The organism is Burkholderia theae (assembly GCF_048565265.1).
GTDB classification, from domain to species: domain Bacteria; phylum Pseudomonadota; class Gammaproteobacteria; order Burkholderiales; family Burkholderiaceae; genus Burkholderia; species Burkholderia theae.
The window spans coordinates 2,893,342-2,912,664 of record NZ_CP183461.1 but is presented as its reverse complement, the minus strand read 5'-3'; the positions used below and the strand labels follow the sequence as shown (position 1 = coordinate 2,912,664).

The window sequence follows — 19,323 nt, the reverse complement described above, 5'->3', positions numbered from 1 at the left end:
TAGAAGGAATTTGCAGATGGCTTCGATTATCAAGAACCGCGCAGTGATCGACGATGCATGGCAGGTCGTGCGCGCGGCGGAAGACGGTGCGCTGCCCGCGGTCGACGCGTTGCCGGCCGGCAAGGTGCTGGTGCCGTTCGCGTTGTGGCAGGCCGAGCGCGCGGCGCTCGTCGCCGCGAAGACGCAGGACGAACTCGGCGTGTGGCTCGCGCCGGACAGCGAGCCGGCCGATCTCGTGGCCGATTTCGGCGCAATTTCGCTGATCGCCGTCGATTTCCCGCGCTTCGCGGACGGCCGCGGCTACAGCATCGGCCGCCTGCTGCGCGAGCGCTACGGCTGGAAGGGCGAGCTGCGCTCGATCGGCGACGTGCTGCGCGACCAGCTGCTGTACATGTCGCGTTGCGGTTTCGACGCGTTCGCGGTACGCGCCGACAAGGATATCCACGACGCGCTGAATGCATTCACGGAATTCACGCAGCGTTACCAGGGTGCGTTCGACGAGCCGGTGCCGCTGTTCCGCCGCCGCGCCGCCGCGGCCGACGCGAAGGTGGGCGCATGAGCACCGCGACCGCCACCGCGCTGACGCCGGAACTCGCCGCGAAGATCGAGCGCCTCGACGCGCTGCTCGCGCAGATCGGCGCCCGTCACGAGAAGGTGAAGTTCGCGAGCAGCCTCGCGGCGGAAGACATGCTGCTCACGCACGCGATCCTGTCGAAGGGCGTGTCGATCGGCATCTTCTCGCTGAACACGGGCCGGCTGCACGCGGAAACGCTGGGCATGATCGACCGCGTGCGCGAGCGCTACGGCTACGAGATCGAGCAGTTCCATCCGCAGCAGGATGCGGTCGATCAGTACGTCGCCGAGCACGGCCTGAACGCGTTCTACGAGAGCGTCGAGCTGCGCAAGTCGTGCTGCCACATCCGCAAGGTCGAGCCGTTGAATCGTGCGCTGGCCGAGGTTGGCGCGTGGGTCACGGGCCAGCGTCGCGAGCAGTCGGTCACGCGTGCGGAACTGCACGAGGAAGAGCAGGACGAAGCGCGCGGGATCGCGAAGTACAATCCGCTCGCCGACTGGACCGAAGCCGACGTCTGGGCGTACCTTGGCGCGTTTGACGTGCCGGTGAACCCGCTGCATGCGCGCGGCTACCCGAGCATCGGCTGTGAGCCGTGTACGCGCGCGATCCGCCCCGGCGAGGACAGCCGCGCGGGCCGCTGGTGGTGGGAATCGCGCGACACGAAGGAATGCGGCCTGCACATCACGATCACGCCGATTCCCGCGACCGCCGAAGCCGGCGCCGCGCACTGAATACCTTACAAAAAGCTGAACCTTGGGCCGCCCGCGACAGCGGGCGGCACGAACCCAGAAGAGAAGGACTGAAATCATGAGCACGACGCTCGAGCAATCCGCCTTTGCCCCGCCCACCGGTGCCGACAGCCGCATGGGCCACCTCGACTGGCTCGAAGCCGAGTCGATCCACATCCTGCGCGAACTGGTCGCCGAATGCAGCAAGCCGGCGCTGTTGTTCTCGGGCGGCAAGGATTCGGTCGTCGTGCTGCACCTCGCACTGAAGGCATTCGGCCTCGGCGCGAACCGCAAGACGACGCTGCCGTTCCCGCTCGTGCACATCGATACGGGTCACAACTACGACGAAGTGATCGACTTCCGCGACCGCCGCGCGCAAGAGCTCGGCGCCGAGCTGGTGGTCGGCCACGTCGAGGATTCGATCAAGCGCGGTACCGTCGTGCTGCGCCGCGAGACCGATTCGCGCAACGCCGCGCAGGCCGTCACGCTGCTCGAGACGATCGAGCAATACGGCTACACCGCGATGATCGGCGGCGCACGCCGCGATGAAGAGAAGGCGCGCGCGAAGGAGCGCATCTTCTCGTTCCGCGACGAATTCGGCCAGTGGGACCCGAAGGTGCAGCGCCCGGAACTGTGGAGCCTGTACAACGCACGCCTGCACAAGGGCGAGCACCTGCGCGTGTTCCCGATCTCGAACTGGACGGAACTCGACGTGTGGCAGTACATCGCGCGCGAGAACCTCGAACTGCCGTCGATCTATTACGCACACGAGCGCGAGATCGTGCGCCGCAACGGGCTGCTGGTGCCCGTCACGCCGCTCACGCCGATGCGCGAGGGCGAGACGAGCGAGCTTGCGCAAGTGCGCTTCCGCACGGTCGGCGACATCAGCTGCACGTGCCCGGTCGAGAGCGATGCGGACGACCTCGAGAAGATCATCGCCGAGACGGCGGTGACCGAGATCACCGAGCGCGGCGCGACCCGGATGGACGACCAGGCGTCGGAAGCCGCGATGGAAACGCGCAAGAAGCAAGGTTATTTCTGAAGCACACGAGGACATTCACATCATGAGCATCATCGAAAATACCGAAGACCTCGGCGTGTTGCGCTTCATCACCGCGGGCAGCGTCGACGACGGCAAGAGCACGCTGATCGGCCGCCTGCTGTACGACAGCAAGGCCGTGCTGTCCGACCAGCTGTCCGCGCTGTCGCGCGCGAAGAACAAGCGCACGGTCGGCGACGAGCTCGACCTCGCGCTGCTGACCGATGGCCTCGAGGCCGAGCGCGAGCAGGGCATCACGATCGACGTCGCGTACCGCTACTTTGCGACCGCGAAGCGCAAGTTCATCATCGCCGACACGCCGGGCCACGAGCAGTACACGCGCAACATGGTGACGGGCGCGTCGACCGCGCACGCGGCGATCGTCCTGATCGATGCGACGCGCATCACGGTCGAGAACGGCGTCGTGCAACTGCTGCCGCAGACCAAGCGCCACAGCGCGATCGTGAAGCTGCTCGGCCTGCAGCACGTGATCGTCGCGATCAACAAGATGGACCTCGTCGACTACAGCGAAGCGCGCTTCAACGAGATCCGCGACGCGTACGTCGCGCTCGCGAAGCAGCTCAACCTCACCGACGTGCGCTTCGTGCCGGTGTCGGCGCTGAAGGGCGACAACATCGTCGGCGCGAGCGAGCGCATGCCGTGGTACGCGGGCGAGCCGCTCCTCGACGTGCTCGAGTCGCTGTCGGTCGAGACGCAGGCGCATGACGCGCTGCGCTTCCCGGTGCAGTGGGTCGCGCGCCAGGACGGCAGCTCGGCCGACGATTTCCGCGGCTACATGGGCCGTATCGAGTCGGGCGAGGTGAAGGTCGGCGACGAGATCATCGTGCTGCCGTCGAACCGCACCGCAACGATCGCCGAGATCGTCGCGCCGGTGCCGGGCGGTACCGCGTCCGTCGCGCACGCGTTCGCGGGCCAGACGGTGACGATCCGTCTCGAGGAAGATGTCGACGTGTCGCGCGGCGACATGTTCGTCACGACCGCCGAACCCGTCGAGCCGGCCAAGAAGCTCGAGGCCGACCTGTGCTGGTTTGATGAAACGCCGCTGTCGCCGCAGCGCAAGTACCTGTTGAAGCAGACCACCAGCACGGTGTTCGCCAAGATCGGCGCGGTCAAGCAGGTGCTCGACGTGCATACGCTGTCGCACGCGACCGACCGTCACGAGCTGAAGATGAACGACATCGGCCGCGTCGCGCTGACGCTGCAGAAGCCGATCGTCTGCGATACCTACGACGCGCATCCGGGCACGGGCGCGTTCGTGCTGATCGACGAGGCGACGCACCACACGGTCGCCGCCGGCATGATCCGGGCGTTTTCGGCGTAATCGGCAAACCGCGCGGCGCACCGCGCCGCCCCACGGCGGCGCGGGCCGGCCGCCGCCGTCCGCAGGACAAGCGAAGTGACAATCATGGGCAAGGTGTATCTGATCGGAGCAGGGCCGGGCGCGGCCGACCTCATCACGGTGCGCGGCGCGCGGCTGCTCGCGCAGGCCGATGTCGTGCTGCACGACGCGCTCGTCGAGCCCGCGATGCTCGACTACGCGCCGAACGCGCGCCGGATCGCGGTCGGCAAGCGCTGCGGGCAGCGTTCGACCGCGCAGCACTTCATCAACAAGCAGATCGTCGACGCGGCGCGCGAGCACGCGTGCGTCGTGCGGCTGAAGGGCGGCGACCCGATGCTGTTCGGCCGCGCGGAAGAGGAAATGCGTGCGCTCGAGGCGGCCGGCATCGACTACGAGGTCGTGCCGGGCATCACCGCGGCGCTGGCCGGCGCGGCGACGCTGAAGCGCTCGCTGACGCTGCGCGGCGTGTCGCGCAGCGTCGCGTTCGCGACGCACAGCCGAGCGCCGGGCAGCGACGAGATCCGCGAAGCCGCGCGCGCCGATTCGATCGTCTACTACATGGGCCGCGACAGCGCGCCCGGCATCGCGCAGGAACTGATCGACGCCGGCCGTGCGCCGGCGACGCCCGTGGCGATCGTCGAGGCGTGCAGCACCGCGCGCGAGCGCTCGCTGACGCTGACGCTCACGCAGATGGCGGCCGGCGACGCGCAGGCGTGGCTCGATCCCGCGGAACCGAGCCTGCTGATGATCGGCGACGCGTTCGCCGAGCGCGCACGGCAGGCGAACGCGGGCGATCCGTTGCGGAATGCCGCCTGAGCGGGATTCTGCCGCAGTCCGAAACGAAAAAAGCGCTGGCAGAAGCCAGCGCTTTTTCTTTGTGTGCCTTGAACGCGTTGCTTACGCGTCGCCGCCGATCTGGTCGACGCAATAACGTGCGATCGCGTCGAGCACACCGTCGTCTTCGCCGACGGCCGTCGCGCAGCGGATCTCGACACCGGGATGCGCGGCGCGGCATGCATCGACGAGCTGCGGCAGGTCGCGGCGGACATGGCCGCCCTGGCCGAAGAACACCGGCACCACGGTGATGTGCGTGCAGCCGGCCACGACCTGCGCGGCGACGGCTTCACCGAGCGACGGCGTCATCAGTTCGAGGAACGCGAGCGACACGTGCGCGGCGGGGGAGCCGGCCGCGCGCAGCCGCGCGGCGAGCCGCTCGAACGGCTCGGCCCAGCGCGGGTCGCGGGCGCCGTGGCCGAACAGGACGATGCCGTGCGAACTCATGTCGAAGCCTCCGTCATGACGCGGCACTCAGTGCCGGTCGACCCACTTGAGCGCGAACAGGCCGAGCGCGAGATAGATGAGGCCCGGTGTCGCGGCCGTCAGCGGCGCGGGCCACGTGTTCAGCGTGCCGATGTGCGAGAACAGCGTATTGAGCAGCTGGAAGCTCATGCCGAGCATGATGCCGCCGAACACCTTCACGCCGACCACGCCCGCACGCGTGTGCAGGTACGCGAACGGCAGCGACAGCACGAGCATCACGAACACCGCGAACGGATACAGCAGCTTGCGCCACAACGCGATGTCGTAGCGCTGCGTGTCCTGCTGGTTTTCACGCAAGTGCTGGATGTAGCGGAACAGGTTGATGATCGACATGCGCTCCGGCGACACGAGCAGCACCGACAGGATCTGCGGCGTCAGGTCCGAACGCAGCCGGTATTCGGGCAGCGAAACCTGCTGCGACCGGTAGACGGGGTTCAGCGCGTCGGGCGGCTGGCCGCTGATCGGCTTGATCGGCGTCAGTTCGGTCTCGGTGACGCCCGTCAGCAGCCAGTGGCCGGGCGGCTCGTAGCGGCCCGTCTTCGCGATCCGCACGTTCTGCAGCTGGAATTTCGAATCGAACTCGTAGATGCGCACATTGCTGATCGTCGAATCGGGCGACAGGCTGCCGACGTTGACGAAGCGCGTGACCTGCTCACCGTTTTCGCGGGCCGCGAGCGTGTCCTTCACCCACACGCCCGACTGGAAGTTCGACGACACCGACGCGCCGAGCGCCTGCAGCCGCACGCGTTCGGACAGCTGGTCGGCGTACGGGCCGACGAATTCGCCGATCAGGTAGGTGATGATCACGAGCGGTATGCCGATCTTCAGCAGCGAGCGCAACGCCTGGTTGGTCGCGAGGCCCGACACGCGGAAGATCGTGAATTCCGAGTTCGCGGCCATTTGCGCGAACACGTAGATCGCGCTGATCAGCGCGGCGACCGGGATGATCTCGTAGAAGCGCGACGGGGTCTGCAGCGCGACGCGCAGCACCGCGTAACCGAACTTGTAGTTGCCGTGCCCGACCGAGTTCAGTTCGCTGATCAGGTCGAAGAAGAAGAACAGGCCCGAGAACGCGAACAGGATGAAGACGAACGTGACGTAGATCTGTCGCGCGAAGTATTTTTCATAGAGCCGCATCGATCATGCTCCCGAGCGGCCGAACAGCGCGCGTGTAAACAGCGGACGATTGCGCACGCGCAACCAGAAGATGACGGCGACGAGCACCGCGACGAGCGCATGCAGGCCGATCAGGCCGACGCCGAACGACATCTTGCCCTGCTCGATCTGCGCCTGCACGACGTTCAGCAGGTTCGAGTACGTGAGGTAGATCAGCACGGCCATCACGAGGTTGATCGTGCGGCTGCGGCGCGGGTTCTGGTACGCGAGCGGAATGCCGAGCACCATCAGGTTGAGCGCGATCAGCGGCAGCCCCGCGCGCCACGCGAATTCCGCGAGGTTGTCGCGCGTCGGGTTACGCAGCAGGTCGAGCGTCGGCGTGCTGTTGGTGGTCGGTACGTTGACGACGGGCGTGCTGGTGATCTTCACGCCGTAGCGCTCGAACTCCATGATCTTGAAGTTCGGCTGGCCGGGCGTGCCGTCGTAGCGGCGGCCGTTTTCCAGGACGACGAAACGGTTGCCGTCCCGCGTTTCCGTGTGACCCGTCTGCGACACGACGACGTTGACCTTGCCGTTCTCGGTCGACGTGACGAACACGTTCTGCACCTTGCTCTGGTCGGGCGTCATCTTCTCGATGAAGAACACGCGGTGGTTCGTGGCCGACTCGCGGAACTGGCCCGGCGCGAGCAGCGAGATCTCGTCGCGCTGCTGGAAGCGTGCCTTGATCATCTTGCTCTGCTGGTTCGACCACGGCCAGCCGACGAATGCGAAGAAGGCGATCAGCAGGATGATCGGCGTGGCGAACACGCCGATCGGCTTGATGAGGCGCGTGAGGCTCACGCCCGACGCGAGCCACACCACCATTTCGGAGTCCCGGTACCACCGGGTCAGCACGAACAGGATCGACACGAACAACGTGACGACGAGCATCACGGCGAGGTAGCCGATCACGGTCAGGCCGATCAGCACGAGCACGTCCCGCGGATCGATTTCACCGGACGCGGCATAGCCGACGATGCGGATCATCATCGTCGTGAGCATGATCGTGAGCAGCACCATGAACACGGCGCCAGCCGTATACGCAAGCTCGCGCTGGAGGGAGCGTTCGAAGATCATTCTTGATGAGAAGAGGGCGGGAGGCTGCGCACGCGTGGTGGAGCGCTCGCGCCGCCACGGGAAAAATAGCGGATAATTGCGGCTTTCATCCTTAGCCCAGATTTTATCCGAGGACAAGCGCGATGGACTTTAGCATAAAAGGCTGTGATTGGAGCAAAGGCGAGGCCAAGGGGTTCCTGACCGGGAAATCCGACTGCATCGTGCTCGGCATCTTCGAGGCGCAAACGCTTTCCGGCGCGGCGCTCGACATCGACACGGCCACCAAGGGGCTGATCTCGCGCGTGGTGAAAGCCGGCGACATGGACGGCAAGCGCGGCAAGACGCTGTTCCTGCACGAAGTATCGGGCATCGGCGCGTCGCGCGTGCTGCTCGTTGGTCTCGGCAAGCAGGATGCGTTCAACCAGAAAGCCTATAACGACGCGGTCACGGCCGCCTGGCGGGCGCTGCTGGCGACCAAGGTCGTCCAGGTCACGTTCACGCTCGCGCAACTGCCGGTCGACGAGCGCAGCTCCGACTGGGGCGTGCGCGCGGCCATTCTGGCACTGCGCAACGAGACCTATCGCTTCACGCAGATGAAGAGCAAGCCGGAGCCGGTGTCGCACACGCTCAAGCGCGTCGTGTTCAGCGTCGATCCGTCCGATGAAAAGGCCGCGAAGGTCGCGGTCAAGCAGGCCGTCGCGCTCGCGAACGGGATGGATCTCACCCGCGACCTCGGCAACCTGCCGGGCAACGTCTGCACGCCGACCTATCTCGGCAACACCGCGAAGAAGATCGCGAAGGATTGGGGCCTGAAGGCGGAAGTCCTCGGGCTCAAGCAGATCCAGGCGCTGAAGATGGGCTCGTTCCTGTCGGTTGCGCGTGCGTCGGTCGAGCCGCCGCAGTTCATCGTGCTGCACTACCAGGGCGCCGCCGCGAAGGCCGCGCCGGTCGTGCTGGTCGGCAAGGGCATCACGTTCGATACGGGCGGCATCTCGCTGAAGCCGGGCGAGGGCATGGACGAGATGAAGTACGACATGTGCGGCGCCGGTTCCGTGCTCGGCACGATCCGTGCGGTCGCCGAGATGGGCCTGAAGATCAACGTCGTCGCGATCGTGCCGACCTGCGAGAACATGCCGGGCGGCAACGCGACGAAGCCGGGCGACGTCGTCACCAGCATGAAGGGCCTGACGATCGAAGTGCTGAACACCGACGCCGAAGGCCGCCTGATCCTGTGCGACGCGCTCACGTATGCCGAGCGCTTCAAGCCGGCCGCCGTGATCGACGTCGCGACGCTGACGGGCGCATGCGTGATCGCGCTCGGCGGCCACAACAGCGGCCTGTTCTCGAAGGACGACGCACTCGCGGGCGAACTGCTCGACGCGTCGCGCGAGGCGAACGACCCGGCGTGGCGCATGCCGCTCGACGACGAGTACCAGGATCAACTGAAGTCGAACTTCGCGGACATCGCGAACATCGGCGGGCGCCCGGCGGGCGCCGTGACGGCCGCGTGCTTCCTGTCGCGCTTCACCGACAGCTATCCGTGGGCTCACCTCGACATCGCGGGCACCGCGTGGAAGGGTGGTGCCGCGAAGGGGGCGACGGGCCGTCCGGTGCCGCTGCTCGCGCAGTTCCTGATCGACCGCGCCGGCCAGTGATGGCTGAGCGAACGACGATGCGGGTACGCGGGCAATGACGCGGATCGATTTCCACTCGAACGTCGGCGATTCGCTCGCGTACGCGTGCCGGCTGCTGCGCAAGGCCTACCAGGCCGGGCAGCCGGTCGTCGTGCTCGCCGAGCCCGCGCGCCTGCGCGCGCTCGACGAGCGGCTCTGGACGTTCTCGCCGCTCGATTTCATTCCGCATTGCGGCGTCGACAGCGAGCATGCGGCCGGTACGCCGATCGTGCTGGCCGCCGATCTCGACAAAGCGCCGCATCATCACGTGCTGCTGAACCTCGGCGCGGCCGTGCCCGCGCAGTTCGCCCGCTTCGAGCGCCTGCTCGAAGTGGTCGGCAATGCGCCGGACGAGCTGGCCGCGGGCCGCGACCGCTACCGGTTCTACCGCGACCGCGGATACGCGCTGAACAACTACAAGCAGGGCAGCTAGCCGCAACCGTCGACGGAGTGTTCCCGTGACACAAGCCGATTCATCCTCGATCCCGACCCTCACCGACGTGCTGGTGCCGGGCAAGCCGGTGCCGGCGCGTTCGCCCGCGCCGGCGCCTGACGTGCCGCAGCCGCTCGACAGCGCGGCGATTCCGATGCTGACCGACGTGATTGCGTCGGGCACCGCGAGCACGGCGTCGGCCGATTCCGCAAAAACCGAAGCCGACCCCGAATTCGTCGTGATCGAACCCGTGCCGACACTGCATGTGCCGACGGTCGAACTGCCGGGGGATGTGGCTGAGGGGGCGGCTGCCGCGGGCGAGACCGATGCGCCGGCCGAACCCGGCGCCGCGGAGCATGTGGTCGCTGAAGAGGCGGCGGCGATGAGCGCGCCGCTGCGGTCGTCGCTGGCCGGCGACGAGGTGCCGCAGCACGCGTTCGCCGCGGTTGCGCGCGAAGCGGCCGGGCTGGTGCCTGAAACGGCCATGCCGCACGCAGTCGTACCGGCCGCAGCGACCCAGCCGGACGTGCACGCGGGCGCCGGGCTGACGCCGGAAGATGCGCAGCATATCGCCGAGCGCCTGCGCAATCGCCTGACGAACTATCTGACCGGCGCAGGGCGCGACGCCATCGAGGCCCGCTGTCGCGACGCGCTGCATGAGCATTCGGCCTGGCTCGTCGGCCAGATCACGCGCGAGGTGGCGCTGGCGCTGGAAACCGAGGTCATGGACTGGGTGCGCGACGCGGTCGATGACGAGATCGCGCGCCGTCGCGCCGGTCATTCCGGCTGAACGCGCGGCCGTTCCGACGAAAAATAGGGTGCGGTTCCGGCAAGGGCCGGCGAGGCTGCCGGTGAAGAACCGGTCAGCCGGTGCGGGCCCGCCTGTCTGCGTCTGCGGAGCCCTGGACGGCGGTTATCCCCGTTCGGGGCATCCGGTTCAGCGCAGCGACAGCACCCATTGCGCGAGCGTATGGGCTTCCGCGTTCGTCAGCTGCGTATTGGCGGGCATCGGCACGCTGCCCCAGACGCCGACACTGCCTTTCACGATCGATTGGGCCAGGTAATCGACGGCGTCGCCGCGCGCCGCATACTTGCCGGCGATGTCGCGGAACGACGGGCCCATCAGTGGTTTGTCGACCGCGTGGCAGGCCATGCAGTTCTTGCGCTGCGCCAGCGCGAGCCCGTCGGCCTGGTCGGCGCGCGCCGCTGCCGCGCTGCCGGTCAGCAGCGTCACGAGCAGGGCGCGCAATATCGTCTGTTTCATGCGGTTCTCCGCCGGCGGGGACGGCCGGCTTCATGGTCCGCGCATTATAAAAGCAAAGGGAACGCACGTTTTGGGCGTTCCCCCGGCGGCCCTGTTTATTGGGGTCGCATATTGCAGGGAACCTGCCTCAACCCGTGACCGCGCCCTTGTTCGCGGGCCGGGCGAGGGCCGCGAATTTCGCGAGCACGCCGCGCGTGTAACGTGGCGCCGGCTGTCGCCACGCGGCACGGCGGCGCGCGAGCTCCGCATCGTCGACGTTCACCTGCAGCAGCAGCCGGTGCGCATCGATCGTGATCGAGTCGCCTTCCTGCACGAGCGCGATCGTGCCGCCGACGAATGCCTCGGGCGCGACGTGGCCGACCACCATGCCCCAGGTGCCGCCCGAGAAGCGGCCGTCCGTGATGAAGCCGACCGATTCGCCGAGCCCCTTGCCGATGATCGCGGATGTCGGCGCGAGCATTTCCGGCATGCCGGGGCCGCCTTGCGGGCCGAGGTAGCGCAGCACGAGTATGTCGCCCGCGCGGATCCGGTCGCCGAGGATCGCATCCATCGCGCTCTGCTCGTCGTCGAACACGCGTGCCGGGCCCGTGATCACCGGGTTCTTCAGGCCGGAGATCTTCGCGACCGCGCCGTCTTCCGCGAGATTGCCTTTCAGGATCGCAAGGTGACCTTCCTTGTACAGCGCGCGGTCGATCGGGAAGATCACGTCCTGGTCGGCGCGCGGCACGCTCGGCACGTCCTTCAGTTCGTCGGCGATCGTGCGGCCGGTGATCGTCATGCAGTCGCCGTGCAGCAGCCCCGCATCGAGCAGGATCTTCAGCACCTGCGGAATCCCGCCGGCCTGGTGCAGGTCGGTCGCGACGTACCGGCCCGACGGCTTCAGGTCGCAGATCACGGGCACGCGCTTGCGGATGCGCTCGAAATCGTCGATCGTCCAGTCGACCTCGGCCGCGTGCGCGATCGCGAGATAGTGCAGCACCGCGTTGGTCGAGCCGCCGGTCGCCATGATCACCGACACCGCGTTCTCGATCGACGCCTTCGTGATGATGTCGCGCGGCTTCAGGTCGCGCTTCACCGCTTCGACGAGCACGCGCGCCGATTCGGCCGCCGAGTCGACTTTCTCCTGGTCGGGGTTCGCCATCGTCGACGAGTACAGCAGCGACATCCCGAGCGCCTCGAACGACGAACTCATCGTGTTCGCGGTGTACATGCCGCCGCACGAACCCGAGGTCGGGCACGCGTTCTGCTCGACGCCTTCGAAATCCTCCTGCGACATCCGGCCCGCGGTGAATTCGCCGACGGCCTCGAACGACGACACGATCGTCAGGTCCTGGCCTTTCCAGTGGCCGGGGCGGATCGTGCCGCCGTACACGTAGATGCCCGGCACGTTCAGGCGCGCGAGCGCGATCATGCCGCCCGGCATGTTCTTGTCGCAGCCACCGACGACGACCACGCCGTCCATCCATTGCCCCTGCACGCAGGTCTCGATGCAGTCGGCGATCACCTCGCGCGACACGAGCGAGTACTTCATGCCTTCGGTGCCCATCGACATGCCGTCCGAAATCGTCGGCGTGCCGAAGATCTGGGGGTTCGCGTCGGACGCCTTCACGGCCGCGACGGCCGCGTCCGACAGGCGCTGCAGGCCGGAATTGCATGGCGTGATGGTCGAGTGGCCGTTCGCGATGCCGACCATCGGCTTGTCGAAATCGTCCTTCTGGTAGCCGAGTGCGTAATACATCGAGCGGTTCGGCGAACGGGCCACGCCTTGCGTGATGTGCTTCGAGCGACGGTTGTACGGCATGGGGGACTCCATCGTTGTCTGGGCGACGCCCGGGAGCGGCGTGCCGGTTCGGATGAAACAAGAATGGAGTTTCCGGATTGGGATGTCCAATATATTATTTGTCGCTTATTAAGTCGTTCCACGAATGAGTCACGCATGGCCGATCCGACACCCGACCTGCGCCAGTGGCGCTACTTCATGACCGTTGCCGACGAGCGCCATTTCGGCCGCGCGGCCGAGCGCCTGTCGATGACGCAACCGCCGCTGTCGCAAGCGATCCGGGCGCTCGAGGACGCGCTCGGCGTCGCGCTGTTCGTCCGCACCAAGCGGTCGGTGGCGCTGACGGCGGTCGGCGCGGCGCTGCTGCCCGACGTGCGCCGGCTGCTGGCGTCGGCCGATGCGCTGCCGCCGCTCGCGCGGCGGCTCGCGCGCGGCGAGGCCGGCTCGCTGTCGCTCGCATTCGTGTCGACCGCCGATTACGGGCTGCTGCCGTCGCTGCTGCGCGCGTTCGGCGCGCGCTATCCGCAGGTGCGCCTGCATCTCGCGGAGGCGACGAGCGACGTGCAGATCGACGAACTCGTCGCCGGCCGCATCGACGCGGGGCTCGTCATTCCGCCCGTGCCGCCGCGTCACGCGGCCGGGCTGTCGTACCTGCCCGTCGTGCGCGAGCCGCTGGTGGTCGCGATGCCGGCCGCGGCGTCCGATGCGCCGGAAGACGAACCCGTGAACCTCGCCGAAGTCGCCGCGTTGCCGCTCGTGATCTTTCCGCGTCGTTTGGCGCCCGGCTTTTATGACATCATTACGGGCTGCTACGGCGCGGCGGGCGAAACCCCACGCATCGGCCAGGAGGCGATCCAGATGCAGACGATCGTCAGCCTCGTGTCGGCCGGCATGGGCGTCGCACTGGTGCCGCAATCGCTGCGTAACCTGCGGCGCACCGGCGTGGTCTATCGGCCGCTCGCCGGTCTCGCGCCGGTCGTCGAGACGGGCCTCGTGTGGCGCACCGGTGACGTAAGTCCCGTGCTCGCCGCCTTCATCGACGTCGTGCGCGCGCAGGGTCTTGCCGCGTGACGTGAACGATGATGCGCCGGTGCCGTCCAAAGCGCGGTGCCGCGCGTTCGCGACAGCCGTACCGTATTCGAAAACTTCTTCGCTAACCCATGATCATTCACCCGAATTTCGACCCCGTTGCGATCCATCTCGGGCCGCTGGCCGTGCGCTGGTACGGCCTCATGTATCTCGTCGGCTTCATCGCGGCGATCGTCGTCGGCCGGGTCCGCCTGAAGCTGCCGCACGTCGCGGTGCAGGGCTGGACCGCGAAGGACATCGACGACATGATGTTCTACGGCGTGCTCGGCACCGTGCTCGGCGGCCGGCTCGGTTATGTGCTGTTCTACAAGGCCGATTTCTACTTCTCGCATCCGCTCGACGTATTCAAGGTGTGGGAAGGCGGCATGTCGTTCCATGGCGGCTTCCTCGGCGTGACGCTCGCGATGGTGCTGTTCGCGTGGCAACGCAAGCGCCACTGGCTGCAGGTCACCGATTTCGTCGCGCCGATGGTGCCGACGGGGCTGGCGGCCGGGCGGCTCGGCAACTTCATCAACGGCGAGCTGTGGGGCCGCGTGACCGATCCGACGGCGCCGTGGGCGATGCTGTTCCCGGGCGCGATGCGCGACGACGCGGCATGGCTGCCGAAGCATCCCGCACTCGTCGAGAAGTGGCATCTCGCCGACGTGTTCATGCAATACCAGATGCTGCCGCGCCATCCTTCGCAGCTCTATGAAATCGCGCTCGAAGGCATCGTGCTGTTCTTCGCGCTGTTCTTCTTCTCGCGCAAGTCGCGGCCGATGGGCGCCGTGTCCGCACTGTTCCTGATCGGCTATGGCCTCGCACGCTTCACGGTCGAGTTCGCGCGCGAGCCCGACGACTTCCTCGGCCTGCTTGCGCTCGGCCTGTCGATGGGGCAGTGGCTGTCGCTGCCGATGATCCTCGCGGGCGTTGCGCTGATGGTCTGGGCGTATCGCCGTCGCGCGGCGCATGCCGCTGCGTGATGCGTATCGATGCACGCGCGAGCGGCGCGTGCATCGGCACCATGCCGCATGCCAATGAAAAACGCCGGCCCTCGGGCCGGCGTTTTCGTATCCAGCAACTGCGCGATGCGCGTTACTTCATCTGCACCGAGCCGTTGACGGTGACCGACACGGTGGCCTTGCCGCCTTCGACTGCGATCGGCGCGCTCATCTTCGCGCTGTCCATCGGCGCCGCGGCCATCGCCATCATGCGCGGGTACGGCTGCACGTTGCGGCCGCTGCCGACGTTCACGTCGCGAATCGTATAGCTGCTGTAGCCGAATGCCTTCGCGGCTTCGTCCGCGCGGGCGCGGAACGACTTGATCGCTTCGGTCGTGAGCTTCTGCTCGGCCGTGCGCTGCGCTTCGGGCGACAGCGAGAACTCGACGTTCGCGACCTGCATCAGGTTCGACAACTGGCCCGCAAGCTTCGACGCCGCAGCGAAATCGCGCGATTCGAGCGCGACCTCGGTACGGCCGCGCCATGCGGAAATCTTCCCGTCGCGATCGGTGCTCGGATACACGGAGAATGCACCCGTGTGCGCGGTGACGCCCGATACGCCCTTCGCCTGCGACAGTGCCGCGTCGGCGCGCTGGTTCAGCGCGGACGTCAGGCTGCCCGGGTCCTTTGCCTGCTGCTCGTAGAACAGCGTGATGTGGATGATGTCCTGCGGCACGTCGGCACTGGCCTGCGACGAAAGCGACAGCACGCCTGCCGGCTCCGGAAAGTGCGGGTTCGCCGTTTGTGCATGCGCGGCGGGCGACGCGAGCGTCAGCGCGACGGGAATGGCGGCGGCGAGGGCGAGCGACAGCGCGAGTGCGGATTTCTTGGTCATTGTTGGACTCCTTGTGCGAGGGCGCGCAGGCGGATGACGCGTGCGCGACGCGGGCGTACCGCGCGACAAAAAAAACAACAGCCGGCCCGATCGGCCGACAGCGGTTGCTTAGGCCGCGCGAAAGCGGCGCGAGTTCCGTTGTGGCGACGTGTACTGACCAGATTTGACGTTTGGCGGGCGCCTGCTGCGTGCGCCTACTTCATCAGCTTTTCGGTGATGAACCGCCATTCGGCGCGCGTGACGGGCGTGATCGACAGCCGGTTGCCGCGGGCGAGCACGCGCATGTCGGCGAGCTCGTCGTGTTCGCGCAGCGCGGCGAGCGGCACGAGCGCCGATTTTTTCACGTAGCGCACGTCGACGAGCAGCCAGCGTGGTGCTTCCTGCGTCGACTTCGGGTCGTAATAGGGGCTTTTCGGATCGAACTGCGTGGGATCGGGGTAGGGCGTCGACGACACTTCGGCGAGGCCCGCGATGCCCGGCTCGGGGCAGCTCGAGTGATAGAACAGCACACCATCGCCGATCTTCATCGTGTCGCGCATGAAATTGCGCGCCTGATAGTTGCGCACGCCAGTCCACGGCAGCGAGCGCTGCGGTGCGTGAGCGAGATCGTCGATGCTTGCTTCGTCCGGTTCGGACTTCATCAGCCAGTATTGCATGGATCGTGATCGACGCAGAAAAAGGCTGCTACAAAAGGAAACGGCACCGGGACGTGCCCGATGCCGTTGGATAGGCCCCCGCCTTGGCCGCTAGGCCGGCATCCTGAACCTGAGGTTCAGAATTGGTCGCAGTTAGCAGCACTTCGGGTACATCAGACAGAGTGACGCGCGCGCCCGTGCTACAAATTTCCGCAACCGTGCACATGGCATTGGTTCAAGGAATATATGACCTTGGCGAACCAGGCAGGGAAGCTGACTGAACTGTATTTCGATGCGCCAATTTGACCACCGTTGATCGCCGAGATCAAGGGGAATCGACGTATCGATCAAACCTTACTGCGTCTCGTGCTGTGCGAGCACCGCGCCGAGCTGTTCGTTCATCTGGTGCATTGTACGACGGATTTCCTCCGCCGGAAATGCTTCACCGTGCCGCACGCTGGTTTGCAGCCGCAGCAATTCCGATGCGAGCGACAGCGCGGCCATGACGGCGATGCGATCGGTGCCGCGTACCGAGCTGTTCGAGCGGATTTTCGACATTTCGGCGTCGACGCGCGCGACTGCCTCCAGCAGCGCCGCTTCGGTCTCGGCCGAACAGGCGAGCCGATAGGGCTGACCGAGAATCGAGACTTCGATCTGCTTGGTGCTCATGCATGTTCTCCGTGGCTGGCCGCGTCATCGCCTTCCGTACGCGCCTGCGCATCCAGCAGGTCGAGCTGGTTGTCGGCTTGCTCCGCGTTTTTCGAGCGCGGCAGCTTTTCGAGAATCGCGTTCAGTTTCACCTGGGCGTCGTCGATCTTTGCCGACAACGTGTCGCGCTCGGCTGCGAGCGCATTGCGTTCGTCGCGCAGTTGCGCGAGTTCCGCGCGGACCGTGTCCGCTTCCGCGCGCAATTGCGCGACCTGCTCCTCGAGCGCGAGCCGTTCCGAGTGATAGCGCTTGTTCAGCGAGATCAGACGGCCAATATTTTGAGATAAGGTTTCGAGTTCGTTGAGCATTTGCTGCGTCCTCTAAAGACCCAGCATTTTAGCGCGGAATAACGCGCAATCCGACATCTGTAACGTTTCCAGTCGTAACACCCCTGCTTCTTGTCGCGAATAGGTGCGTCTTTTTGCATTCCCGGACGCTTCCTTGACGCTCGCGCGACCCGCTCCTAAACTGGCGCCGCCTCGGTGCTCGCGCGTGAACGCGCGGTTAAACGGGAAGCAGGGCGCGGGCTCCGCCAGGAAGCCGCCAACCTGCGCTGCCCCCGCAACGGTAAGCGGCCGCGTCTGGTGACGCAGGCCGGCTCGGGCGCGTTCCGCGTGAAGGTTTCGCGCACGGGCGCGGGCCACTGCGCGTCATCGCGCGGGAAGGCGAGCCGGTACGCCGCCAGCCCGGATACCGGCCGAGACGGGAAGCCCGCACGGGCTTCGTGACGCGCGGCCCGCGGGGAAGCGGGGTGCGCAACGCTTCACGGAATTCTCTTCGATGCTGACCCCAATCGTCCGCGCGACGCTTCTGTCATGCCCGGCCGGCAGCCGCCGGCGGATGCGCCGCGCGTCATGCGCGCGGCCGTGCGCGGCATGAGCGCCGCACGCGCTGCCGCGATCTGGGCCACGCTGGCCGCCGTGGTCGCGTTGCTGTTCATCGCGTCGTTGTCGATCGGCAGCGTGCCGATGTCGCCGTGGCAGGCGCTCGCGTCGCTCGTGCCGCACGGCGGCGATGCGTTGTTCGCCGACATCGTCCGTACGCTGCGCCTGCCGCGTGCGCTCGCGGGTTTCGCGTGCGGCGCGCTGCTCGCGCTTGCCGGTGCGCTGCTGCAGGTGCTGCTGCGCAATCCGCTTGCGGAACCGTACGTGCTCGGCGTGTCCGGCGGCGCGGCCGGTTTCGCGCTCGTCGCGATGATCGCGGGCGGCGCATGGTGGCTCGTCGACGCGTCGGCGTTCGCCGGCTCGCTCGTGTCGGTCGCGCTCGTGCTCGGTCTCGCGCGCCGCGAACTGTGGCGCGGCGACTCGCGCGATGCGTCGCCGCGGCTGCTGCTCACGGGCGTCGTGATCGCGGCGGGGTGGGGCGCGCTCGTCACGTTGCTGCTGTCGCTCGCGCCCGATGCACGGCTGCGCGGCATCATCTTCTGGCTGACGGGCGACCTGAACGGCGTGACGGCGCCGTGGTTCGCGTGGGGCGCGCTGCTGCTGAGCGCATGCGTCGCGCTGCCGGCCGCGCCGCAACTGAACGTGCTGCTGCGCGGCGACGCGACCGCGCTTGCGCTCGGCGTGCCCGTCACGCGGCTGCGCGTGCGGATCTATCTCGTCGCATCGCTGGCCGCCGCGGCCGCGGTGACGACGGCCGGCACGATCGGCTTCGTCGGCCTCGTCGTGCCGCACGCGTTGCGGCTCGCGTTCGGCAACGACCAGCGGATGCTGCTGCCGGCCGCGATGCTCGCGGGCGGCGGCGGCGTGATGGCGGCCGACCTGCTTGCGCGCACTGCGATCGCGCCCGCGCAACTGCCGGTCGGCGTGATGACCGCGTTGATCGGCGTGCCGGTGTTCCTGTGGATGTTGCTGAGGAGACCGATGCGATGACGCATACCGCATTGCACGCTGGCGGCGGCGACCTGACCTGTGCGACCGTCGACCTGACGCTGAAGGCCGGTGCACGCACGCTGCTCGACGGCCTCGCGCAGGCGTTCCGCCCCGGCGAGATCTGGTGCGTCGCGGGGCCGAACGGCGCGGGCAAGACGACGCTGCTCGCGACGCTCGCGGGGCTGCAGCCGCCGGCCGGCGGGCATGTCGAGATCGACGGACGGCCGCTCGCCGCGTGGCCGCCCGCGCAACTCGCGCAGCGCCGCGCGCTGATGCCGCAGCAATTGCACGACGCGTTCAGCGCGACCGTGTTCGACACCGTGCTGCTCAACCGCTTTCCGTATCTCGGTGGCTGGGGCTGGGAGCGCGACGGCGACCGCGCGGCCGCGCGCGAGGCGCTCGCGACGTTCGACCTGACCGCGCTTGCGTCGCGCGACGTATTGTCGCTGTCGGGCGGCGAGCGGCAGCGGGTCGCGCTGGCCGCGACGCTGTGCCAGGATGCGCCACTGATGCTGCTCGACGAGCCGCTCGCGCATCTCGACCTGCATCACCAGATCGATTGCCTGACCGCGCTGGCCGCATGGCTCGACGCAGGCCCGCGCACGGTGCTGTTCTCGTGCCACGACCTGAATCTCGCGCGGCGTTTCGCGACGCATGCGCTGTTGCTCGACGGCCGCGGCCACGCGTGGGCCGGCCCCGTGCACGATGTGCTGACGCCCGAACGCGCGAGCGACGCGTTCGGTTATCCGCTCGTGCTGATCCGCGAGAACGGCCGCGACGCGCTGCTGCCGGCGTGGCCCGAGCGACAATGACGTTTCCT

21 protein-coding genes, 1 other RNA gene and 1 riboswitch are annotated in these 19,323 nt (G+C 67.3%); of the genes, 12 read left to right on the top strand and 10 right to left on the bottom strand.

The features are described 5' to 3' along the window. Window positions 1-16: 16 nt before the first annotated feature. The 5 genes from ACN22W_RS13775 (at window position 17) to cobA (ending at window position 4,517) form a co-directional block, all read left to right on the top strand. Entirely contained in the window at window positions 17-559 is a 543-nt protein-coding gene (locus ACN22W_RS13775) for a DUF934 domain-containing protein (protein ID WP_129512760.1), read from the top strand. Continuing rightward, window positions 556-1,305, top strand: a complete 750-nt coding sequence (locus ACN22W_RS13770; RefSeq protein WP_412023187.1) for a phosphoadenylyl-sulfate reductase — start codon at window positions 556-558, stop codon at window positions 1,303-1,305. Before ACN22W_RS13775 ends, ACN22W_RS13770 begins: the two co-directional genes overlap by 4 nt. A 76-nt stretch (window positions 1,306-1,381) precedes the next feature. Beyond that, complete coding sequence (cysD, locus tag ACN22W_RS13765; RefSeq protein WP_419684926.1) at window positions 1,382-2,344, top strand: sulfate adenylyltransferase subunit CysD; 963 nt, start codon at window positions 1,382-1,384, stop codon at window positions 2,342-2,344. A 22-nt stretch (window positions 2,345-2,366) separates the two neighbouring features. Further along, window positions 2,367-3,683 carry a sulfate adenylyltransferase subunit 1 gene (locus tag ACN22W_RS13760; RefSeq protein ID WP_419684924.1) on the top strand — a complete coding sequence of 439 codons (1,317 nt, stop codon included), beginning with the start codon at window positions 2,367-2,369 and terminating at the stop codon, window positions 3,681-3,683. Between the two features lie 84 nt (window positions 3,684-3,767). After that, a complete protein-coding gene (gene cobA, locus ACN22W_RS13755; RefSeq protein WP_419684922.1) occupies window positions 3,768-4,517 on the top strand; it encodes a uroporphyrinogen-III C-methyltransferase in 750 nt (249 codons plus the stop codon). An 81-nt stretch (window positions 4,518-4,598) separates the two neighbouring features. Here cobA and ACN22W_RS13750 read toward each other — a convergent pair whose 3' ends face one another. The 3 genes from ACN22W_RS13750 to lptF are packed head-to-tail and all read right to left on the bottom strand — an operon-like array spanning window position 4,599 to window position 7,253. Beyond that, window positions 4,599-4,982 carry a sirohydrochlorin chelatase gene (locus ACN22W_RS13750; RefSeq protein ID WP_419684920.1) on the bottom strand — a complete coding sequence of 128 codons (384 nt, stop codon included), beginning with the start codon at window positions 4,980-4,982 and terminating at the stop codon, window positions 4,599-4,601. Between the two features lie 27 nt (window positions 4,983-5,009). Then, complete coding sequence (lptG, locus tag ACN22W_RS13745) at window positions 5,010-6,158, bottom strand: LPS export ABC transporter permease LptG (protein ID WP_129512755.1); 1,149 nt, start codon at window positions 6,156-6,158, stop codon at window positions 5,010-5,012. A 3-nt stretch (window positions 6,159-6,161) separates the two neighbouring features. Continuing rightward, a complete protein-coding gene (gene lptF / locus ACN22W_RS13740; protein ID WP_419684918.1) occupies window positions 6,162-7,253 on the bottom strand; it encodes an LPS export ABC transporter permease LptF in 1,092 nt (363 codons plus the stop codon). Window positions 7,254-7,375: 122 nt separating this feature from the next. On the opposite strand from lptF, the gene ACN22W_RS13735 reads away from it, so the two are divergent. Genes ACN22W_RS13735 through ACN22W_RS13725 form a run of 3 tightly spaced genes read left to right on the top strand, consistent with a single transcriptional unit; the run spans window position 7,376 to window position 10,128 of the window. Continuing rightward, a complete protein-coding gene (locus ACN22W_RS13735; RefSeq protein ID WP_129512753.1) occupies window positions 7,376-8,887 on the top strand; it encodes a leucyl aminopeptidase in 1,512 nt (503 codons plus the stop codon). 34 nt (window positions 8,888-8,921) lie between these two features. Continuing rightward, window positions 8,922-9,338 (top strand): DNA polymerase III subunit chi, encoded by a 417-nt coding sequence (locus ACN22W_RS13730; RefSeq protein WP_048250341.1) that lies wholly within the window; start codon window positions 8,922-8,924, stop codon window positions 9,336-9,338. A 25-nt stretch (window positions 9,339-9,363) separates the two neighbouring features. Continuing rightward, window positions 9,364-10,128, top strand: coding sequence for a DUF2486 family protein (locus ACN22W_RS13725; protein WP_419684915.1), 765 nt, complete (start codon window positions 9,364-9,366; stop codon window positions 10,126-10,128). Window positions 10,129-10,275: 147 nt separating this feature from the next. On the opposite strand, the gene ACN22W_RS13720 is transcribed toward ACN22W_RS13725, so the two are convergent. Further along, complete coding sequence (locus ACN22W_RS13720; protein ID WP_343493610.1) at window positions 10,276-10,602, bottom strand: c-type cytochrome; 327 nt, start codon at window positions 10,600-10,602, stop codon at window positions 10,276-10,278. A 127-nt stretch (window positions 10,603-10,729) separates the two neighbouring features. Then, the gene (gene ilvD / locus ACN22W_RS13715; RefSeq protein ID WP_129512749.1) at window positions 10,730-12,403 is read right to left on the bottom strand and encodes a dihydroxy-acid dehydratase; all 1,674 of its coding nucleotides are present in this window, start codon (window positions 12,401-12,403) and stop codon (window positions 10,730-10,732) included. Between the two features lie 135 nt (window positions 12,404-12,538). On the opposite strand from ilvD, the gene ACN22W_RS13710 reads away from it, so the two are divergent. Both ACN22W_RS13710 and lgt read left to right on the top strand, forming a co-directional pair. After that, window positions 12,539-13,453 carry a LysR substrate-binding domain-containing protein gene (locus tag ACN22W_RS13710; RefSeq protein ID WP_419684913.1) on the top strand — a complete coding sequence of 305 codons (915 nt, stop codon included), beginning with the start codon at window positions 12,539-12,541 and terminating at the stop codon, window positions 13,451-13,453. A gap of 89 nt (window positions 13,454-13,542) precedes the next feature. Continuing rightward, window positions 13,543-14,433 carry a prolipoprotein diacylglyceryl transferase gene (lgt, locus tag ACN22W_RS13705; RefSeq protein WP_419684911.1) on the top strand — a complete coding sequence of 297 codons (891 nt, stop codon included), beginning with the start codon at window positions 13,543-13,545 and terminating at the stop codon, window positions 14,431-14,433. A gap of 112 nt (window positions 14,434-14,545) precedes the next feature. On the opposite strand, the gene ACN22W_RS13700 is transcribed toward lgt, so the two are convergent. The 5 genes from ACN22W_RS13700 to ACN22W_RS13680 all read right to left on the bottom strand — a co-directional run bounded on the left by ACN22W_RS13700 (window position 14,546) and on the right by ACN22W_RS13680 (window position 16,937). Next, window positions 14,546-15,286 (bottom strand): SIMPL domain-containing protein, encoded by a 741-nt coding sequence (locus ACN22W_RS13700; RefSeq protein WP_048250348.1) that lies wholly within the window; start codon window positions 15,284-15,286, stop codon window positions 14,546-14,548. Window positions 15,287-15,480: 194 nt separating this feature from the next. Then, window positions 15,481-15,942, bottom strand: a complete 462-nt coding sequence (locus ACN22W_RS13695; RefSeq protein WP_129512745.1) for an EVE domain-containing protein — start codon at window positions 15,940-15,942, stop codon at window positions 15,481-15,483. 71 nt (window positions 15,943-16,013) lie between these two features. Continuing rightward, a non-coding RNA gene (gene ssrS / locus ACN22W_RS13690) (6S RNA) lies at window positions 16,014-16,195 on the bottom strand. An 80-nt stretch (window positions 16,196-16,275) separates the two neighbouring features. Continuing rightward, window positions 16,276-16,590 carry a cell division protein ZapA gene (locus tag ACN22W_RS13685; protein WP_006478091.1) on the bottom strand — a complete coding sequence of 105 codons (315 nt, stop codon included), beginning with the start codon at window positions 16,588-16,590 and terminating at the stop codon, window positions 16,276-16,278. Further along, window positions 16,587-16,937, bottom strand: a complete 351-nt coding sequence (locus ACN22W_RS13680; protein WP_129512744.1) for an ATPase — start codon at window positions 16,935-16,937, stop codon at window positions 16,587-16,589. Before ACN22W_RS13680 ends, ACN22W_RS13685 begins: the two co-directional genes overlap by 4 nt. A 155-nt stretch (window positions 16,938-17,092) precedes the next feature. Continuing rightward, a riboswitch (cobalamin riboswitch) is annotated at window positions 17,093-17,346 on the top strand. A 158-nt stretch (window positions 17,347-17,504) separates the two neighbouring features. Between ACN22W_RS13680 and ACN22W_RS13675 the strand changes: the two genes are divergently transcribed. Continuing rightward, window positions 17,505-18,503 carry a FecCD family ABC transporter permease gene (locus tag ACN22W_RS13675; RefSeq protein ID WP_419684907.1) on the top strand — a complete coding sequence of 333 codons (999 nt, stop codon included), beginning with the start codon at window positions 17,505-17,507 and terminating at the stop codon, window positions 18,501-18,503. Next, window positions 18,500-19,315 (top strand): ABC transporter ATP-binding protein, encoded by an 816-nt coding sequence (locus ACN22W_RS13670; RefSeq protein WP_419684905.1) that lies wholly within the window; start codon window positions 18,500-18,502, stop codon window positions 19,313-19,315. The genes ACN22W_RS13675 and ACN22W_RS13670 overlap by 4 nt, the downstream gene beginning before the upstream one ends. Window positions 19,316-19,323: the final 8 nt, after the last annotated feature.